The organism is Kitasatospora sp. NPDC127035, from assembly GCF_042726075.1.
Lineage (GTDB): Bacteria > Actinomycetota > Actinomycetes > Streptomycetales > Streptomycetaceae > Kitasatospora.
Map to the genome: position 1 here is coordinate 143,500 of NZ_JBHXDN010000011.1, position 17,635 is coordinate 161,134.

At 73.5% G+C, this 17,635-nt stretch carries 19 protein-coding genes and 1 pseudogene; 15 read left to right on the forward strand and 5 right to left on the reverse strand.

Annotation, left to right across the window (positions count from 1 at the left end):
* Nucleotides 1–95 precede the first annotated feature (95 nt).
* A complete protein-coding gene (locus ACFWIC_RS10160) occupies nucleotides 96–1,214 on the forward strand; it encodes a serine hydrolase domain-containing protein (RefSeq protein ID WP_380361915.1) in 1,119 nt (372 codons plus the stop codon).
* Between the two features lie 341 nt (nucleotides 1,215–1,555).
* On the opposite strand, the pseudogene ACFWIC_RS10165 reads toward ACFWIC_RS10160, so the two are convergent.
* Nucleotides 1,556–1,726: pseudogene (locus ACFWIC_RS10165) on the reverse strand (MerR family DNA-binding transcriptional regulator); the annotation flags it as partial.
* A gap of 313 nt (nucleotides 1,727–2,039) precedes the next feature.
* Between ACFWIC_RS10165 and ACFWIC_RS10170 the strand changes: the two are divergent.
* The 9 genes from ACFWIC_RS10170 (at nucleotide 2,040) to ACFWIC_RS10210 (ending at nucleotide 7,406) form a co-directional block, all read left to right on the forward strand.
* Nucleotides 2,040–2,294, forward strand: a complete 255-nt coding sequence (locus tag ACFWIC_RS10170; protein WP_355404528.1) for a hypothetical protein — start codon at nucleotides 2,040–2,042, stop codon at nucleotides 2,292–2,294.
* Nucleotide 2,295: 1 nt separating this feature from the next.
* On the forward strand, nucleotides 2,296–2,817 hold the full coding sequence (locus tag ACFWIC_RS10175) for a DUF6879 family protein (protein WP_329951761.1): 522 nt from the start codon (nucleotides 2,296–2,298) through the stop codon (nucleotides 2,815–2,817).
* Between the two features lie 9 nt (nucleotides 2,818–2,826).
* Complete coding sequence (locus ACFWIC_RS10180) at nucleotides 2,827–3,675, forward strand: helix-turn-helix domain-containing protein (RefSeq protein ID WP_380517518.1); 849 nt, start codon at nucleotides 2,827–2,829, stop codon at nucleotides 3,673–3,675.
* A gap of 159 nt (nucleotides 3,676–3,834) precedes the next feature.
* A complete protein-coding gene (locus ACFWIC_RS10185) occupies nucleotides 3,835–4,269 on the forward strand; it encodes a hypothetical protein (protein WP_380517521.1) in 435 nt (144 codons plus the stop codon).
* Complete coding sequence (locus tag ACFWIC_RS10190) at nucleotides 4,266–4,922, forward strand: hypothetical protein (RefSeq protein WP_355404520.1); 657 nt, start codon at nucleotides 4,266–4,268, stop codon at nucleotides 4,920–4,922. The genes ACFWIC_RS10185 and ACFWIC_RS10190 overlap by 4 nt, the downstream gene beginning before the upstream one ends.
* Nucleotides 4,886–5,728: a hypothetical protein gene (locus tag ACFWIC_RS10195; protein ID WP_380517524.1), complete on the forward strand. Its 843-nt coding sequence runs from the start codon at nucleotides 4,886–4,888 to the stop codon at nucleotides 5,726–5,728. The genes ACFWIC_RS10190 and ACFWIC_RS10195 overlap by 37 nt, the downstream gene beginning before the upstream one ends.
* Nucleotides 5,725–6,273, forward strand: coding sequence for a GNAT family N-acetyltransferase (locus ACFWIC_RS10200; protein ID WP_380517527.1), 549 nt, complete (start codon nucleotides 5,725–5,727; stop codon nucleotides 6,271–6,273). The genes ACFWIC_RS10195 and ACFWIC_RS10200 overlap by 4 nt, the downstream gene beginning before the upstream one ends.
* A gap of 7 nt (nucleotides 6,274–6,280) precedes the next feature.
* Nucleotides 6,281–6,892, forward strand: a complete 612-nt coding sequence (locus ACFWIC_RS10205; RefSeq protein ID WP_380517530.1) for a GNAT family N-acetyltransferase — start codon at nucleotides 6,281–6,283, stop codon at nucleotides 6,890–6,892.
* Entirely contained in the window at nucleotides 6,879–7,406 is a 528-nt protein-coding gene (locus ACFWIC_RS10210) for a 2'-5' RNA ligase family protein (RefSeq protein ID WP_329951768.1), read from the forward strand. The genes ACFWIC_RS10205 and ACFWIC_RS10210 overlap by 14 nt, the downstream gene beginning before the upstream one ends.
* A gap of 48 nt (nucleotides 7,407–7,454) precedes the next feature.
* Here ACFWIC_RS10210 and ACFWIC_RS10215 read toward each other — a convergent pair whose 3' ends face one another.
* Nucleotides 7,455–8,357, reverse strand: coding sequence for a carbohydrate kinase (locus ACFWIC_RS10215; RefSeq protein WP_380517533.1), 903 nt, complete (start codon nucleotides 8,355–8,357; stop codon nucleotides 7,455–7,457).
* Nucleotides 8,358–8,856: 499 nt separating this feature from the next.
* On the opposite strand from ACFWIC_RS10215, the gene ACFWIC_RS10220 reads away from it, so the two are divergent.
* The 4 genes from ACFWIC_RS10220 (at nucleotide 8,857) to ACFWIC_RS10235 (ending at nucleotide 12,768) form a co-directional block, all read left to right on the forward strand.
* Nucleotides 8,857–10,398: a M1 family metallopeptidase gene (locus ACFWIC_RS10220; RefSeq protein WP_380517536.1), complete on the forward strand. Its 1,542-nt coding sequence runs from the start codon at nucleotides 8,857–8,859 to the stop codon at nucleotides 10,396–10,398.
* A gap of 630 nt (nucleotides 10,399–11,028) precedes the next feature.
* On the forward strand, nucleotides 11,029–11,550 hold the full coding sequence (locus ACFWIC_RS10225) for a SigE family RNA polymerase sigma factor (RefSeq protein ID WP_329879245.1): 522 nt from the start codon (nucleotides 11,029–11,031) through the stop codon (nucleotides 11,548–11,550).
* Nucleotides 11,537–12,427, forward strand: coding sequence for a hypothetical protein (locus ACFWIC_RS10230; RefSeq protein WP_380517539.1), 891 nt, complete (start codon nucleotides 11,537–11,539; stop codon nucleotides 12,425–12,427). Before ACFWIC_RS10225 ends, ACFWIC_RS10230 begins: the two co-directional genes overlap by 14 nt.
* A gap of 92 nt (nucleotides 12,428–12,519) precedes the next feature.
* Nucleotides 12,520–12,768 (forward strand): hypothetical protein, encoded by a 249-nt coding sequence (locus ACFWIC_RS10235; RefSeq protein ID WP_329879247.1) that lies wholly within the window; start codon nucleotides 12,520–12,522, stop codon nucleotides 12,766–12,768.
* 167 nt (nucleotides 12,769–12,935) lie between these two features.
* Here ACFWIC_RS10235 and ACFWIC_RS10240 read toward each other — a convergent pair whose 3' ends face one another.
* The 3 genes from ACFWIC_RS10240 to ACFWIC_RS10250 form a co-directional block, all read right to left on the reverse strand.
* Nucleotides 12,936–14,570, reverse strand: a complete 1,635-nt coding sequence (locus ACFWIC_RS10240; RefSeq protein ID WP_380517542.1) for a sigma-70 family RNA polymerase sigma factor — start codon at nucleotides 14,568–14,570, stop codon at nucleotides 12,936–12,938.
* A gap of 213 nt (nucleotides 14,571–14,783) precedes the next feature.
* Complete coding sequence (locus ACFWIC_RS10245; RefSeq protein WP_380517545.1) at nucleotides 14,784–15,827, reverse strand: CAP domain-containing protein; 1,044 nt, start codon at nucleotides 15,825–15,827, stop codon at nucleotides 14,784–14,786.
* A gap of 139 nt (nucleotides 15,828–15,966) precedes the next feature.
* Nucleotides 15,967–16,890, reverse strand: coding sequence for an RNA polymerase sigma-70 factor (locus ACFWIC_RS10250; RefSeq protein ID WP_380361930.1), 924 nt, complete (start codon nucleotides 16,888–16,890; stop codon nucleotides 15,967–15,969).
* Nucleotides 16,891–17,190: 300 nt separating this feature from the next.
* On the opposite strand from ACFWIC_RS10250, the gene ACFWIC_RS10255 reads away from it, so the two are divergent.
* Complete coding sequence (locus ACFWIC_RS10255; RefSeq protein WP_380517551.1) at nucleotides 17,191–17,616, forward strand: dihydrofolate reductase family protein; 426 nt, start codon at nucleotides 17,191–17,193, stop codon at nucleotides 17,614–17,616.
* The last annotated feature ends 19 nt before the right edge of the window (nucleotides 17,617–17,635 follow it).

The following is a 17,635-nucleotide window of genomic DNA, read 5'->3' on the forward strand; positions in this document are numbered from 1 at the left end:
GGCAGGAGACGGGCCGGTGTGCCGTGCGTGCCTTGTCATCCGGGTCGGGCGGCCGGTGCGGCGCTCACCCCGAGGAACACGAAAGGACGCATGACGTGAAGAACCCACTGGATTCCGCGGCCTTGGACGCCGCCATCGAGGACGTCCACCGCGCCGGGATGCCGGGCCTGTTCGCCGAGGTGCGGGACGACGGCCAGGTCTGGCGCGGCGCCGCCGGGGTCGCCGATGTCACCACCGGCCGCCCCGTCACCGCCGGCATGCGGCACCGCGTCGGCAGCATCACCAAGACCTTCACCGCCGCCGCCGTCCTGCAGCAGGTCGAGAGCGGTCACCTCGGCCTCGACACACCGATCGGCCGGTACCTTCCGAAGCTGGTCCCCGGCGAACGCGGTGACGCCATCACGGTCCGGATGCTGATCAACCACACCAGCGGCCTCGCCGAGTACCTTCCGTACGCCTATCCCTCCCTCAAGGCGCTCCCCGCCCTCGCGGACACCGGACCGCAGAGCCTGGACGACCATCGCCTCACGCGGTTCGACCCCGCTGAACTGATCGAGATGGGGGTCGGCGCGCCGGCCGTCGGTGTCCCGGGCGGCACTCCGGGCGTGTACTCCAACACCAACTACCTGCTCCTCGTCCAACTCCTGGAACAGGTGACCGGCACGACGGCCGAGCGGTACATCACCCGGAACGTCATCGAGCGCGCCGGGCTCCGGGACACCGAACTCCCCGCCGGGCCGCACGTCACCGGGCCGCACTCGAAGCTCTACGAGGCGTGGTTCGGCATGATCGACCCGCCGCGCGACTACAGCGTCTACGACATGTCGTGGGTGGGGCCGTCGGCCTCGCTGATATCGACCGTCGCGGACCTCAACCGCTTCTACGGCATGCTGCTGGCCGGGAAGATCGTCAGCCCGTCGTCGCTGGCACAGATGCAACACACCGGTCCGGTCATCTCCCAGGAGGGGAAGACGATCGACTACGGCCTCGGCCTGTACCCGGTGGAGAGTCCCGGTCAGGGCACCTTCTGGGGCCACGGCGGCACGGTCTGGGGTGGCGGGGCACTGGCCATGATCCGTGCCGACGGCAAGCGACAGATGGCGGTCGCGGTGAACATGCAGAGGTGGAACAGGCTCGACTCCTCCGGCAGGCCGCAGCCTCACCCCATCGACGACGCGCTTGCGACGCTGTACCGGATCGCGATGTACGGCTGACCGAAACCGCCCGCGACCTCCGGGTGGGCATCAACCAGTTGCCCCCGCGCATCGAGCCCCACCCTCGTGATCGGCGGCAACCGGGTCCTCACCGTCCCGGTCGAGCACAGCCGCGCCCTCCGCGTCGAGCTCGGCCAACCCCTTCGCCGAGCTCGACGCGCGCCACGCGCTGTTCCACGAGCTGGAGGACGCGTTCGTCCGGCTCGCGCCCGACTTCACGGACGTCCGAGACGTCCGAGACGTACGGCGGTTCAGGCGATGAGCAGGCGCAGGCCGAGCTCGGCCGCGTCGAGGGCGACGAGGTCGCGGTTGCGTTCGGCCCACCGGCCCGAGGAGAGGTCGTCGCGGAGTCCGAAGCCCAGCCGACGGGAGGCGAGCACCTCCCGCAGCCGCTCCGCGTCCGCCGCCGCGTAGGCCCGGTACCCGGCCCCGGTCCGCGCGGACGGCTGCACGAGGCCGATCTCGTCGTAGTGGTGCAACGTGCGGACACTCACGCCGGCCAGCTCGGCCACACGCCCCACGGTCAGGTGCTCCTCCACGCCGCCGACGATGCCGCATGACGCCGCGTGAGGGTCGAGCACCCCACTCCCGCCCCCGCAGCCACCCCGCCATCCAGGGTGATCGCGGTCCCGGCTCCCCGCCCTTCCTCGGGGGACACGAGGGACGGGGTCCTACCTCCGGCAGCTCGGGCCGCGGCCGTGGCGAAGCCCCGGCTGTCGAGCCGGCACTCCATCAGAACGAACCGCCTGACAGGTCCGCCGTGCACGCGCCAGGATGGGCCCACCGGTTGTGCATCTACACGGAACTCAGTTCACAGGGAGCATCGTGCAGCCTCTAGAGTTTCTGGGAATCATCCCGAACACCCCGACCGAGGACTCACCGACCATCTGGCGCGACCCGGAGAACGGGGACCTCCTCATCCAGTCCTACAAGGCGGGCGAGGAAGATCTGCGCCGGTGCGAGGAGGTCGGCTCGATCCCCGGCCACTCCACCAAGGTCCCCGAGCACGAGGCCGTGATCCGGCTCCCCGAAGTCATGATCCAGTTCATCCTCGCCCTGGGCGAGGGCGCAAAGGAGTGACGTGACATCGCCCACCCGTGAAGGGCTGGCCAAGGCCACGCGAACAGCCGTCCACCTGGAGATGCGTGACGCCTACGGTGCGAGCGATCCCGAGTTCCAGAGGTGGCGGCAGGGCCACCGCTACACGCCCGAGGACCGACCCGAGTGGTTCCGGACGTGGGGGGCTGCGGTCCAGGAGGCGGTGTCCCGGGGTGTCGCCGTGCAACGGCTCCGAATCGTCTCCGAGCCGGTCACCGACTACGTCAAGTACGAGCACCACGTCACCTACCTCAACGTCGCGGTCGGCGAGCAGGTCCGCTGGCTCCGGCGCGCGAGGATCAGGGCCACGGCCCTTCCCGCCAACGACTTCTGGCTGTTCGACGGCGCACAGGCCGTCGTCAACCACTTCACCGGAGACGGCGAGATCAGTCGTCGCGAGGTTGTCGGCGAAGCCGAGGAGCCGGAGCTGGTGCGCTTCTTCGCTTCGGCCTTTCGTTCACTCTGGGACCTCGCCACCCCCCACCAGGAGTACGAGCCAGAGTAGTCAAGTGTCATGCGAACCTCTCGCTCATCGAGCGTCCAGCAGGCCCGGAAGGTACTGGCCGACCGGCTGCGCGAACTTCGCCGGCAATCCGGCCTGACCGGACTCGCCCTGGCCGCACGCTGCGGTTGGCACAAATCCAAGGTGTCCCGCATCGAGAACGCCATCACGGCGCCGTCCGAACAGGACATCCGTGACTGGTGCCACGCCTGCAATGCCGATGACCGGACGAACGACCTGGCCGCGAGCCTCCAGTCCGTCGAGGGCATGTTCGTGGAGTGGAAGCGGATGGAGCGCACGGGACTCAGGAGGGCACAGGAAGCCGTCCTCCCCCTGTTCGAGCGGACCAGTCGCTTCCGCTGTTACCAACCGGGCATCGTCCCGGGCTTGTTGCAGACGCGCGCCTACACAACGGCGATGCTCCGTGCCACGCAGAGGCGGCGGGTCGCCGTGGACGACGTCGAGGCCGCTGTCGAGGTTCGTATGGACCGGCAACTCCTCCTCGGCGACCCTCAACGGACCTTCGCCTTCCTGATCGAAGAGGCGGTCCTGCTGTCGGGCCTGGCGGGTGAAGCGGCCGCTGCCGAGCAGCTCGGGCACCTGCTGGCGCGCGCGTCCCTCCCGAACGTGAGCCTCGGAATCATTCCTCATCGCCGCGACCGCGTGTCCATGCACGTCGAGGGCTTCTGGCTCTTCGACAACGCCCAGGTCAATGTCGAGCTTGTCTCCGGGTACCTCACGATCACCCAGCCGTCAGAGATCGCCCTGTACGCCGAACGGTACCGGGACCTCTCCGCTTCCGCCGTGTACGGGCCGGCCGCTCGTGAGTTGATCAGACGGGCTACAGACACCCTCGGGTGATCGGCGTGCAACTGTGTGCAACTCGCTGGAGAGCGGTCGTACGCAACTCCTACGGTCTATCACGCACCCCCCGAGCGGATCTGACGGGCCGGGCTGCTCCACCTCGCACCTCTGCTCGCCCACCTCGGGCGAGCAGAGCCAACCCGATCGGAGAGGCACATGAGCACCGCCACCATCGAGCCCAGCGCCGAGCTGGCCGAACTGGGCAGGTTCTTCACGATCGCCGCACGCCGGATCGATGCGGGCGAGACCGCGCCGGAGATGTTCTCCGCCGCCATCGACTCCGCGTGGCACACCCTCGTCGCGGACCCGGCCGCGCACGACGCGTTCGTGCTCCAGCACGCCGGCCGCAGGCTCGAACACGTCGAGACCAAGGGCTTCGGTCCCATCACGTGGGTGGCCGCGTACGAGGAGGCGTACGGGCCGCTGCCGGAGATCTGGTTCACGAGCGCCGACGGCACCGTGAACACCGCAGCCCTCACGCAGTACCGGGAGACCGGAACCGTCGTCGCCGAGTGGGACTGTGGCCCCGAGCCCGGCGACGGCGACGACCTGGCCCCGGACGACCTGGCCCCGGCGACGCCCCACCAGTGATCACAGCACCACGTGACGGAGCATCCCGGCCGACCGCCGGGGCGCTCCGCCTCACCGAAGCCCGGACGGAGAACCCGACCGGCATCGACGTGGACGCCTACCTCACCGGGCTGTACGAGCACTGTCCGTTCCTGCGCCCGTCCACCCGACGGGGCATGACCGGGTGGACCGTCTACGAGATCGCCCCCGGCAGCCACCGGTACGCCGTGGAAGCCGAGTTGTTCTACGCCGGAGTGCAGGCCGCAGAATGGGTCCGCCCGCTGATGGGGCGCCCGTACGGCGTTCTCACCTGCGAGAACGTGGTGCTGGTCGGGCACTGCGAGGGCGCGGACCACCGGGAGCTGACGGCCTGGCCGCACTGGGCGCTGAAGAACCTGTACGGGCCGGTCGGGGTCATGTTCGGCAAGTTCACCCAGGGCGCCGCCGAGACCGGCCGGCGCGGCCGGAGCATTCCGCCACCGTCCTTCTCATTCCTCCCGGTACGGGCCGGGGTCCGGCCTCTGGACCCGAGGTTCCTGGAGGCTACGCCCGACCTCGCGACGGCACTGTCCGTGGCGGTCGACGACGGGCGAAACGTCTTCGAGCACATCCCTTGCGAATGGAAGGCAGTCAGAGAATGGGCGAGTTCACTTCCGATGCCGCAGAGGCGCTGACGGTCGCGGAGGCGATCTGCGGTCCCCTGAAGCTGGAAGAGATCAGTGATCGGCGGGGCTCGGCGGTGTGGAAGGCCAGCGGCCCGCGCGGGGTGGTGGGCATCAAGCTCGGCGTCGGCGAGGCCGCCGAGGTCACCGCCCGCGAAGCCTCCGTACTGGACCAGATCCCCGGCTACACCGTGACGGCCGGCCGCTTCGACGGCGGGGTGTGGTACGTCACCCCGTGGTTGGTCGGGCCGTCCACCTGGGACGTGTTCCGGCCTGTCCGCAAGGGCACCGGAGGACGGGACAAAGCCCTGGAAGCCGCGGTCGCGCTGTGCCGCGCCGTCGCGGACCTGCACCGGGCCGGTTGGGTGCACGGCGACCTCCAGCCCCAGCACGGTATTCACACCGAGGGCGGTGTCCGTCTCCTGGACTTCGCCTGGTCCCGGCAGGTCGGTATCACCCCGTGGCGGACGTTCGGCGGAACGATGGTCCACCTCACCGCCCCTGAACTGGCTGCCCGGATCCTCGACGGCCCGCAGCCCGTCAACACGACCCGACCCGCCGACGTGTACGCCCTCGCCGGCACCCTGTGGACCTGCATCACCGGGGAGTGGCCACTGGACTACGAGGCCGGCGGAGTCGACAAGGACGCCCCGGTCGAGGAAAAGCTCAGGGCCATCGCCCGTCGAGCCGTCCCGATGTCCACCGTGATGCCGTGGCCCTCCCTCCAGGCCCGCCTGCGGTACGTCCTGCTCGCCGGTCCCGACGACCGGCCGAGCGCCGCCGAACTGAAGATGCTTGTCGAGGCGGTCGGCGGGTGATCGCCCTACGGGAGCTGATCCCCGGCGACGCCGACGCGGTCCGGCTCGTCTACGGTCCCGAATCGGTCAGGTTCCTGGGACGGGGACCGATGAACACCTCCGAAGCCCGGGAGTACGTGGCCTGCGCCCTGACGGCGGCAGAACGCCGCCCACGCGGGCTGTACACACTCGGCCTGGCCGAGGACGGCGACCTTGTCGGGATCGTCAAACTCCACCTGGACCGCCCGACCGCGACCATCAGCTACATCCTGCGCGCGGACGCTCGGGGACGGGGCCACGCCACTGAGGGTGTTCGGAGGATCCTCGCCCTGGGGCTCGGCCACCTGGGACTGCCGGAGATCCACGCCAAGCACCGACCGGACAACCTCGCCTCCGGCCGGGTCCTCCGCAAGGCGGGCTTCACACCCACCGGGGTCCACACCGAGTTCGCGACCTACGCAATTCGGTCTCCCCAGAGGGGCGTCATCCCCACCATGTCCAACCGGGCGTCCGGTGTCCGGCATGATCGAAAACGGCTCGCAGCCGGGGCCGCGGGGCACCGATAATGCGCGCATGACGAACAGCACGCCACGCGGCACCGCGGAATCCTGGACCGTTTCGGCCGCCGACGTCGGCTCCCCGGAGGCCCTGGCGCTGCTGCGGGAGTACTACGAGGACGTCGCCAACCGGTACTACCGGCTCCACCTCGGCCGGGAGGGCACCGCGCAGGAGATCGAGACCGGGCTGGCCGACTCGCCCAGCGACGACCTCGCCCCGCCCACCGGGGTGTTCCTGCTCGGGCGGTACGACGGCGCGGCCGACGCCTGCGCCGGCCTGCGTGTGCTCGACCCCCGGACGGTGGAGCTGACCAGGGTGTACGTACGCCCCTCGCGGCGCGGCACCGGCGGGGGCGCGCAGCTGCTGGCCGCCGTCGACGAGGCGGCCCGGGAGCTCGGCGCCGCGCGGGTCGTGCTCGACACCCGTCTCGACCTGGTCGAGGCCCGCACGCTGTACCTGCGGCACGGCTACCGGGACATTCCCGCCTACAGCACCAGCCCCTACGCCGAGGTCTGGTACGGCAAGGACCTCGCGCCCGGCCGGACGGACGGCGCGGCCGGGGGCTCCGCCCCGGCCGGACGCAGCGTGCCGGCACCGGCCGTCGGCGGGCACCGTGCAGACCGTTGAGCTGCTCTGCGACGCGCCGTTCGACCGCGCCGTGCGGACGGTCTGGCAGCGGCTGGCGGACGGCGGCGTGGACAGCCTCGCGCACAACACCCACCCCGGTCACCGCCCGCACCTGACTCTGGCCTCGTGCGCCCGGATGCCCGACGGCGCCACCGAGCGGCTCGACCGGCTGCTCCGCGACGCCCTGCCCCTGACGGTCCGGCTGACCGGCCTGCTCTCGTTCAGCGCGCGCAGCCGACGGCGGGTGCTGAGCCTGCCGGTGGTGCCGACCCTCGATCTGGTCCTGTTGCACCACCGCGTCTGGGAGGCGCTGGACGGGGCCGAGGACCCGGACCAGCACTACGTGCCGGGCCGCTGGTCCCCGCATCTGTCGCTCACCCGCCGCCTCACCCCCGAGGACGTCGCCCTCGCCCACACCCTGCTCGGCCGTCACCCCGACCACGTCGGCAGCTTCGACGCGGCCCGCAGCTTCGACTCCGAGACGCAGCTGGCCCGCCCACTGGGCGCGGGGTGAGGACCGGATCGCCGAACGCCACGCGATCCGCGCCTACCTGACGTACCGTCAGTTCGGCGCGGAGGCCGGGGCCTCCAGGGCTGCCGCGAGTTCGGCGGCGTCGGGCGGGTTGGCGCCGGGGCGGGAGACGGTCAGCGCCGCCGCGGTGGCGGCCCGGGTCAGCGCCTCGTCGAGACCCGCGCCGGTGTGGCGGGCGTGGAGCAGCGCGGCCGTGAAGGCGTCGCCGGCGCCGACGGTGTCGGCGACCTCGACCGGGCGGGCCGGCACCTCGCTGCGGCGACCGTCGGAGGTGACGGCGAAGGCGCCGTCGGGCCCGAGCGTGACCGCGACGGTGGCCGGGCCGAGGCCGAGCCAGTGGCGGGCGACGTCCTCGGGGTCACGGCCCGGGTAGAGCCAGGCGAGGTCCTCGTCGCTCGCCTTGACGAGGTCGCTGAGCCCGACGCACCGTTCGACCCGGCGGACGGCCTCGTCGCGCCCTCCCAGCAGCGCGGGCCGGACGTTCGGGTCGTAGCTGACGCCCGCACGGCCTCGCCAGTGCTCCACCAGCGCGAGCACCGAGGCCGCGCCGGGCTCCGTGACTGCGGCGATCGAGCCGATGTGCAGGTGGCCGGGCGGGTGCGGGAGTTCACCGGCCGGGAGGGTCCAGCCGATGTCGAAGGTGTAGCGGGCCCGCCCCTCGCCGTCGAGCCGGACCACCGCGGAGGGGGTGCGCAGCCCCTCCGCCGGGCCGGCGAGGACGGCGACGCCGGCCGACTCCAGGTGGGCCCGGATCAAGCCGCCGTAGGGGTCGTCGCCGAGCTGGGTCAGCAGGGCGGTCGGCAGCCCGAGCCGGGCCAGCCCGTACGCGACGTTGGCCGGGCTGCCGCCGGGGTGGACGGTGTCGGGCGCGCCGTCGGTGCGGACGACGTCGGCGACGCATTCGCCGATCACCACGAAGTGCGGGCTGGTCACGGGGCTGCTCCTGCCGGTCCGGGGCACCGGCGGGGCTGCTGGGCGGCCGGCACGGCTGCCCAGCCTACGAGGCGGCGGACCGGCGCGGTCCGGCGCGGACGGCGGGCGCGCGGACGGCGGCTGCACCACCGGCGGACGCGGCCCGGCCCGGCGGGAGCAGCGGGGTGGTCGGTCGGGGACGGCCGCAGGGGTGCGGCCGGGGAGCGCGGGTGCGACCGTAGGCATGAGTACGGCCGCCGGACCTGGCCAGGATCTCCGGCGACCGTGGCCCCGCCCGTCAGGGGGTGGGGCTCTTCGAACCTATGACACTGCGCAGCCGCTCGGCTACCGCACTGGTCCGTCCGAGGGACGGCCGCGTGTCGTGCGGCGGCGGCAGGGTCGACGGGAGCGAACGGACTGGGGGTTGTCGGACCCCTCTGCTACGTTCCGTGTCCGGAAGGTCGCTCTGCGGGACCGGGTCGCGCCCGGGCCGTGGAGCGCGCCGTACGACACGAGAGAGGTGATCACCTTGTCGAGGTGCCGCTCCGCCCTTGCCGCCGCCCTCGCCCTCACCGCCACCGCCCTGCTCGGCCTCGCCCCGCCGGTCTCGGCCGTCCCGGTACCGGGCGCGGACGTGGGAGCGGAGGCGACCGCGGGCACCGGGGACCCGGTGTTCCCCTCGCTCGGCACGACCGACTACGACGCGCTCGCCTACGACCTCGCCCTCACGTACCGGGCCGACACCCGCACCGTGGACGGCACCACCGTGCTGACCGCCCGGGCGCTCGCGGCGCTGCGCAGCCTGGAGCTGGACGCCCTGGGGCTGACCGTGCACGCGGTCCGGGTCGACGGCCGGCCGGCGGAGTTCCGCACGCACGACGAGAAGCTGACCGTGGTACCCGCCCGGCCCGTGCGGCGCGGCGCGGCCCTGCGGGTGGAGGTCGCCTACACGGCCGATCCGCGGGCCGCGCTGCCGCACACCGGCTGGGTGGTGACACCCGACGGCTTCGCGGTGGCGGGCCAGCCGGACGGCGCGCACACCGTCTTCCCGTGCAACGACCGCCCCGGCGACAAGGCCCGCTTCGCCATCGCCGTCACCGCGCCGGACGGTCTGTACGGCGTGGCCAACGGACTGCTCGCCGCCACCGAGCCGAACGCCGACGGCACCACCACGCGGCGCTACCGCTCACGGGAGCCGATGGCGACCGAACTGGTCCAGATGTCGGTGGGCCGGTACACGGTGCGTGAGAGCCGGGGCCCGGGCGGGCTGCCGCTGCGGGACGTCGTCCCCACCGCGCGCGCCGCCGCGCTGGAGCCCGCCCTCGCGCTGACCCCCGGACAGCTCGCCTGGGCGGAGGCGCACCTCGGCCGGTTCCCGTTCGAGACGTACGGCCTGATGCCCGCCGACACGGACGACCCGGCGGCGTTCGACTTCACCGGGCTGGAGACGCAGACGCTCACGCTCTACAAGCCGAACTTCCTCCGCCAGCCCGAGCACCTGATCGGCTCGCACATGGTGCACGAGCTGGTGCACTCCTGGTTCGGCAACAGCGTCTCCCCCGGCACCTGGGCCGACCTCTGGCTGAACGAGGGCCACGCCGACTTCTACGGCCTGATGTACCGCTACGAGCGCGGTTGGCCGGACTCGTCCGGCTACACCACCCTCGCGGACCGGATGCGGTCGGTGTACGCCAAGGGCGACCAGTGGCGCCACGACTCCGGCCCGGTCGCCGCCCCGACCGCCGCCACCCTCTTCGACAGCCAGCGGTACACCGGCGGAGCGCTGGTCCTGTTCGCCCTGCGGGAGCGGGTCGGCGCCGAGGTGTTCGACCGGATCGAGCGGGCCTTCCTCCAGCGCCACCGGAACGGCAGCGCCACCACCGCCGACTTCCTGCGGACCGCCGACGAGGTCTCCGGGCAGCAGCTGAGCGGGTTCCTGACGGAGTGGCTGTACGGCGAGCACACCCCGCCGATGCCGGGCCACCCGGACTGGACGGTGGACCAGGTGGAACGCGCCGCCCGCCGGAGCACCGAGGCACCGCGCGGCTCCGGAACGCTCTGACACCCGGAGCGCTCTCCACACGGACCGCTCCGGACCTGGGCCGCGATGAAGCTGTGCCGCCCTGGACCTGGGCGGCTCTGAACCTGGGCGGCTCCGGATCCCCGCCGGTTCGGCCCTCCGAACCTGCGGCCCGGACCGGTCGGGCGGACCGACGCGCCGGGTCGGTGCGCCCTGGCGCCGTCCGCGCGCCCCTGGACGGCCCCGGCGGACGCGCGGATCGTGGTGTCCACGGCCCGCCCGCCGCCCGGCAAAGTCCCGGCCGGCTCGCGGGCCGTCCACCGTTCGGGAACGGACCACCGTTTCGAGAACCGGTCACCGGACGCGAGACCCACCGCCGCGCGGGACCGGGGGCGCCGTACGGGGCGGTTCCCGGTTCACCTACCGTGGAGCCGACCCCTGCCGGGTCGCAGCCCTACGTCCGGCCGACGGCGGAACGGACACCGCCCGTCCGGCCGGGGCTCGGAATGTCACTGCAGCGAGGCAACCGGAAGCCCGGTCCAACGCGTTCAGCAGCCGTGAGAACGACAGCGAGGACACGGCGGCCACGGCCGACCTGCAGGGCCTCCGTCGCCGGCACGGCGGCGGAGGCGACCGAGACAACGGCGGAAACGGCATGGCGGGGGCAGCAGGATGAGGGACGCGACACCGGACTTCGAGGAGTTCGTCGCCGCCCGCAGCCCTCGGCTGCTCCGGATGGCGTGGCTACTCACGGGCGATCCGCATCTGGCCGAGGATCTGTTGCAGACCGCGCTCGCCAAGGTCTGGCCCCGTTGGGAGCAGATCTCCATCGACCGGCCCGAGGCGTACGTCCGGCGGGTGCTGGTGAACTCGCACGTCTCCTGGTGGCGCCGACGCTGGCACGGGGAACTGCCGCACGACCGGCTGCCCGAGCCGCCGACCGACGCGGACCCGTTCGAGGACGTGGTGGTCGGCCAGGTGGTGGCCGCCGCCGTCCGGGCACTGCCGGCGCGGCAGCGGGCCGTCGTGGTGCTGAGATTCTTCGAGGACCTCAGTGTGGAGGAGACCTCCGAGGTGCTGGGTTGTTCCCCGGGCACGGTCAAGAGTCAGACGCACCGCGCCCTTCAAGCCCTGCGGGGCAAGATGCCCACCCGCGAGCTTCTGCTGCACGGAGGACACCGTGACGGGGCGTGAGGCCGACCCGGACGACGGCAGGCCGACCGGTCCCGAGGTCGAGGACGAACTGCGGATCCTGCTCCACCTGGCCGCCCCTCACCTGACGGCGCCCGACGACCGGATGGCCCGGGTCCGCGAGCTGGCCGCCCGGACCCGGCGGCGGCGCCGCACCGCCGCCCTCTCGACCGGGCTGGCCGTCGGCCTGACCGCCGCCGTGCTGGCCGCCGCCCCTGCCCTGGCACCGGGCCCCCCGGGTACGGCGCTCGCTCCGGGGTCCTCCGGACCCGTCGCGCCCGGCTCGGTGCCCCCGGGCGCGTCAGCGAGTGCGTCACCGGATGCCGCCCCGAGCGCGTCGCCGAGCCGCAGCACCGGATCGGACACCGGCGGGCCGGTCAGGTTCCCCGAGCTGGACGGGGTGATCATCGACATCCCGCCCGACTGGTACCGGCTGTCGGTCCCCGGCACCGACAACCGGAAGGACGACACCGCGTACGCGCGCGGCTACACCGCCAGCCAGCCCCTCGTCGGCGAGCTGGGGTGCCCGACCAGGAACGGGACCAGGGAACGGGTCTGCCTGGCCGACGGGGCGCTCGACGCCGGCGGGATGCTGGTCGGCCTCACGCTTGTCCGGGACCCGGTGGTGACGGGCGAGCAGAAGGGCCAGACGGGGCCCCTCTTCTACGCGGTACCCGAGAAGTCCTGTGTCGTCCAGGGCGGAACCCGTACGCTCCGGGGATACCGGACGGTGCAGGCGCCGTCCGGGCCGGCGGTCGTCGAGCTGACCGCGTGCCTGCGCGTGTCGGACGCCGTGTCGGTGCTGGCGGTGGAGCGGATCCTCGACTCGATCCGGGTGAACGGCGGGGCCGTGGACGCCCCGACCATCGCCCCCGAGTGACGGCGGGCCGGGGCCGGGCGGCCGGAGCGAGCCGGGGCGGGACAGCCGGGGGCGGCCCGTAACCCGAGTGGCGCAGCGTCGTTGGACAGGGCATGAAGAAGCGCAGCATGCTCGCCGTCGCCTCGCTCGCCGTGGGCGTCGTGGCCTCCCTGACCGCTCCCAGCGCCCACGCCTCCGCCGTCGGCGGGCAGGGTGACCTGGCCGGGCCGCTCCAGGGCGCGCTGCCGGCCTCGGCGCCGGACGCGCTGCCCGGCCAGGTCGGAGACGCCGGCGGGGTGGTCGGGGAGGCGACCGGGTACGTGACGGGCCAGGCGCCCGGGCTGGTCGGGCTGCCCTCCTGACACTCGACCTGACCTCGACCTGACACTCGACCTGACACTCGACCTGACACTCGGCCGGACGCTCCTGCGGACCGTGGGCGCAACGGTCGGTCACGCGGGCGCGGTCGCCCCGCCGATGACCCTGCGGGCCCGGTGGCCCTGGCCGGACCGCGTGGTCCGGCCGGGGATCAGCCGAGCGGCGCGCCGAGGTCCTGGGTCCAGTAGAGGCCGGCCGGGCCGCCGGCCACGCCGATGCCGACGTCCTTGAAGGCGCAGTCCAGCATGTTCGACTGGTGGATCCCGCCGTCCATCCAGCGGGAGAAGACGACGGCCGGGGCGCTCGGTCCCCGGTCGAGGTTCTCGCCCCACTGCGACCAGCGGTAGCCGGCCGCTCCCAGCCGGGAGTCCGCGCGGGTGCCGTCCGGACTGATGTGGTCGAAGAACGCGCGCGCCACCATGTCCTCGGAGTGCTTCTGGGCGGCCGCGTGCAGCTTGGGGTCGATCCGCAGCGGGCCGCAGCCGATCCTGGCACGCTCGGCGTTGACCAGGTCCACCAGCTGGCGCTCCGGGCTGGGCGGCGGAGTGGCCGAACGGCTGCTGCTCGGGGTCACCGTGGCCGGCGGTGTGCTCGGCACGGGCGGCTCGACGGGCGCGGGCACGGCAGCGGCCGTGACGGTCGGGGACGGCACCGCGCTCGGGGTCTCCGGCCGGGGCTCCGGCGGTGCGGGTATCGAGACCGTCGACGGCGTGTCGGGGGCGGCGGCGGGGGTGGTCGGTTCGGGCACGGTCTCGCCGGGCTGCGGGTGGTGGGGCCAGACCATGGCGAGTGTCGCCGCCGCCAGCACGGCCGCCGTTCCGCCGGCCAGGACGGTCTTCCGACGGGCGAACTCGGCCCAGCCGCCTTGCCCTCCGGCCGGGTCGGCCGGGGGCGCACCGGAGCCGCCGGGCGCCGTGGCGCCGGACCCGGTCCCGCCGGACCCGGTCCCTCCGGATCCGGCGGGCGGAGCGGCCGAGGCGGCGGAGGCGGCCTGAAGGGCGAGCCCGGTCGGGGAGTCCATCGGGACGGGGACCAGGGCCAGACCGGCCAGCAGTCCCTCGGCCGGGAAGAGGTCGCGGCCCAGTCCGTCGCAGGCGGCGCAGGCCCGGATGTGCCGGGCGATCCGCTTGCGCCAGACCGAGTCGGGCGCGCCGTCCCATCCTCCGGTGAGTTCGGCCAGTTCGGGGCACCGCGGGTAGGCGGTCAGCGCACGGACCACCACCCGGCCCGCCTCCAGTTGCTTCTTCATCCGCTGCACCCGGACGGCGGTGTGCTGGGGAGTCAGGTCGAGCGCGGCGGCCAGCTCGGCGCGGGTGAGTTCACCGCTCGCCTCCAGCCACCAGAGGGCGAGCAGTTCCTGGTCGTCCGGGTCCAGCCAGCGGGTGGCCTCGGCGACCTCCCGGCGCTGGCCGGAGAGGCCGAGCCGAAGGATGGTCAGATCGGTGAAGTCCGCGCGGGGGTCGGCCAGCTCCCAGGTCTCGTCGAGACCACCCACGGCGGCCTGCTGCTGCCCGGTCGACCGCCGACGGACCTGGTTCATGGTGATCGCGACCAGCCAGGAGCGGAACGCCTCGGGGTCGCGCAGGCCGTCCAGGCCGTCGAGGGCCCGGATCATCGTCTCCTGCGCGACGTCGTCCACGTCGGCATGGCCGTTCAGCGCCCGGCCGGCAACGTTGTAGACCAGCGGGAGCCAGGCGGCGACCAGCGCTTCCCGCGCCTGCGGGTCGCCCGCCTGGGCCGCGAGCACCAGGGTCGTCCCGGTCCTGCTCTGCACGTCAACGTTCATGGGTCCGCACTCCGTCTTGCTGTCGTCCGTCCGCCGCTGCCTCCTCGGAGACCTTCGGGGAGTGCTCAGATAACAACAATTCGCGCGGATTCGGAAAATCCGAGGTCAGCGGGGGTCCGCCCCGGTCGGCCCCGGCCCCGACCCCTGCCGCCGGGGCCGAACGCGGGACCGGATCCGGGACGCGGGACACGGGGCGCGGGACACGGGACACGGTCACGACGGTGAGGCGAAGACCTGCGTCCACCAGGGGCCGCCGGATCCGGTCCGGACGCCCACACCGATCTGCTTGAAGGAGCAGTTGAGGATGTTGGCCCGGTGCCCGGGGCTGTTCATCCACGACTCCATGACCGCCGCCGGGTCCTTCTGGCCGCGCGCGATGTTCTCGCCCCAGCTGCTCCAGCGGTAGCCGGTCGCCTCGATGCGCTGGTCGGCGTGGTTGCCCTCGGGGCTGGCGTGGTCGAAGTAGCTGCGGTTCGCCATGTCCTCGCTGTGGACCTGGGCGGCGGTGTTCAGCCGGGAGTCCACGGTGAGCGGCCCGCAGCCGGCCTGGGCGCGCTGGGTGTTGACCAGGTCCGCCACCTGCTGCGCGTACTGGCTGTTCGACCCGCCGGGGCCGGCGGTGGAGGTCGGCCGGGCGCTGGTCGCGGACGGCTTGGCGGGGGCGGTGGTGACGGTCGTGGCGGCGGGAGACTCCGGCTTCGCGGTGGCGGACGCGGAGGTGCTCGCGGCGGGGTTGCGCGGCGTGCCGGAGCCGGAGACGGGCGCGGCCGAGCCGGACGGACCAGGCACGGCCGCGGAGGCCGACGGCAACGGCGTCGTCGACGGTGCGGTGGACGTGCCACCGGTGGACGTGCCGCCGGTGGCCGGGGCCGCGGTCGCGGCGCGGGCCGGGTCACCGGCGGCCGGGGAGGCCGCGGCCACGGCGGCCGGGTCGACGGCGCCGGCCCCGGGGACCTGGATGCCGTCATGGTCGCCGGCCTCGGCCGCGATCAGCGCCTCGTAGGCCACGGCCTGCTGCCCGCCGTCGGTGCCCTTCTCGCCGCGGTACACCGCGAATCCGGCGCCGGCCAGCGCGGCTATCACCCCGGTCCCCGCGACGGCTGCGACCACCGCCACGATCGGTCCGAGGCCGCCGCGCCGCCGGCCGCGGCGGCCGGACCCGCGACGCCGTGCGGCGGCCCGCCGCGCGGCGCGTCCACCGACGCCGTCCTGGCGTCCGGTCGCGGGGAGGATGGTCGTCCGGTCTTCGCTGTTCACCTGCGCACGCTTCCTGTATCCGGGTCCGTCGGGAGGGTGCCGACACCTGGGAGACCCCGCGGCGGAGGGGGGATAACAGAAAGTACGAACGAATTTCCGAAGCATCTCGGCCAGGCGCGGCAAGAGTACGCGGTCGCGGTCAGGTCGCCCGTCGACGGGCCCGCTTCGCCTCGCGGTCGACCGCCCAGGCGTCGGCGACCGGCCCGAGGTGACCGAGCTTGTCGGGGTTGATCACGCTGCGGACGGTCTGGATCCGCCCGTCCAGCACATCGAGGACCAGGACGTACAGGACCCTGCCGTCGCGGTCGCGGAAGATCGCACCGGGCTGGCCGTTGACCTGGTGAGGTTCGAACGACACGTCGACCCGGGCCAGCAGGGGGAAGACCGTGCCCAGCAGCCGGGCCACGCTCTCCGCGCCGACGACCGCCCTGGCCAGCTGCGGGGCCTTGCCGCCGCTGTCCCCGACCAGTTGCACGTCGGCGGCCAGCAGATGCCGGAGCCCGCCCACGTCGCCGTCCTTCAGCGCGCCGAGGAACCGCGTCGCCAGTTCCCGACGCTCCCGGCGGTCCACGTCGAACCGCCGCCGCCCCGCCTCCATGTGACGCCGCGCCCGCACGAGGAGTTGCCGGCACGCCGTCTCCGAACGCCCGACCGCCGCGGCGACGTCGTCGAAGCCGAAGGCGAACACCTCCCGCAGCACGAACACCGCCCGCTCCGGTGGACTGAGCCGTTCCAGCAGCACCAGCGCCGCCATCGACACCGAGTCGGCCAGCTCCACCGACCGCGCCGGGTCCTCGTACGGATCGTTCAGCAGCGGCTCGGGAAACCACGGCCCGACGTACGCCTCCCGTCGCACCCGCGCGGAACGCAGCACGTCGATCGAGAGCCGGGTCACGGTGGCCGACAGGAAGGCCTTGGTCGACGCCGGCCGCGTCGCCGAGCCGTCGAACCGCAGCCAGGCGTCCTGGACGGCGTCCTCGGCCTCGCTCACGCTGCCCAGGATCCGGTACGCGATCGAGAACAGCAGCGGCCTCAGCTCCTCGAACTCCTCGACCTTGCCCATGCCGGCTCCCCTTCCCCCTGCACCCCTCCCGCCCGGCCTCGTCGGCGCAGGCGGCTTTCCATGATCATTCTGACCCCTGGTGCGACGGCACGGGCCCCCGACCCCCGAACCGCAGCCCCCGGGCCCTCCGCCGCCGGGCCGCTCGGCCGGTCCCGGCGACGGCCCCGCGCCACCCGGCCCGCGCCCTCCGCCACGCCGCCCGGCGCCGGTGCGCATCCCTCCGACGCGCACCCCCGTCCGGCGGCTCGACGGCCTGCCCTCCCCCACGTGCGGCGGGGCCGGCCGCGTGCCGCTACCCCCGTGGGGGTATCTGCGCCGAGGGCTCTCGGGTTCTGGCCCACCGTCCTCGACACGGAGGGGGCCGACCCGCGCGACGTGGGCTTCGCGAGGTGGCTCGTCGACACCGAGAAGGTGGTGCTCTCCTCCACGCTCCGCGAGGCGCCCTGGGAGCGCACGACGATCGTCGACGGACCGACCGCCGAGGTGGTCGCGGATCTGAGGTCCGCCGAGGGCGGCGACATCCGCGTGCTCTCCGGCGCGAGCGTCATCAAGGCCCTGCCGGCGGCCGACCTCGTCGACCGTCTGGCGCTCACGGTCTGCCCCGTCTTCCTCGGCGGCGGCCCCCGACTCTTCGACGACGGCCTGCCCACCGGGAGGTGGACACTCGCCAGTCAGGCCGCGGGCGAGCACGGCACGGTGGCCGTGGTCTACGACCGGGCCCGCTGAGTCGGGCGCCCGGCCCGCC

What these genes read in the sequence shown, in the direction of transcription:
- ACFWIC_RS10240 (WP_380517542.1), bottom strand. Translation starts at nt 14,570, where the DNA reads ATGAACGTTGACGTGCAGAGCAGGACCGGGACGACCCTGGTGCTCGCG.
- ACFWIC_RS10195 (WP_380517524.1), top strand. Translation starts at nt 4,886, where the DNA reads ATGGGCGAGTTCACTTCCGATGCCGCAGAGGCGCTGACGGTCGCGGAG.
- ACFWIC_RS10180 (WP_380517518.1), top strand. Translation starts at nt 2,827, where the DNA reads ATGCGAACCTCTCGCTCATCGAGCGTCCAGCAGGCCCGGAAGGTACTG.
- ACFWIC_RS10235 (WP_329879247.1), top strand. Translation starts at nt 12,520, where the DNA reads ATGAAGAAGCGCAGCATGCTCGCCGTCGCCTCGCTCGCCGTGGGCGTC.
- ACFWIC_RS10225 (WP_329879245.1), top strand. Translation starts at nt 11,029, where the DNA reads ATGAGGGACGCGACACCGGACTTCGAGGAGTTCGTCGCCGCCCGCAGC.
- ACFWIC_RS10185 (WP_380517521.1), top strand. Translation starts at nt 3,835, where the DNA reads ATGAGCACCGCCACCATCGAGCCCAGCGCCGAGCTGGCCGAACTGGGC.
- ACFWIC_RS10205 (WP_380517530.1), top strand. Translation starts at nt 6,281, where the DNA reads ATGACGAACAGCACGCCACGCGGCACCGCGGAATCCTGGACCGTTTCG.
- ACFWIC_RS10250 (WP_380361930.1), bottom strand. Translation starts at nt 16,890, where the DNA reads ATGGGCAAGGTCGAGGAGTTCGAGGAGCTGAGGCCGCTGCTGTTCTCG.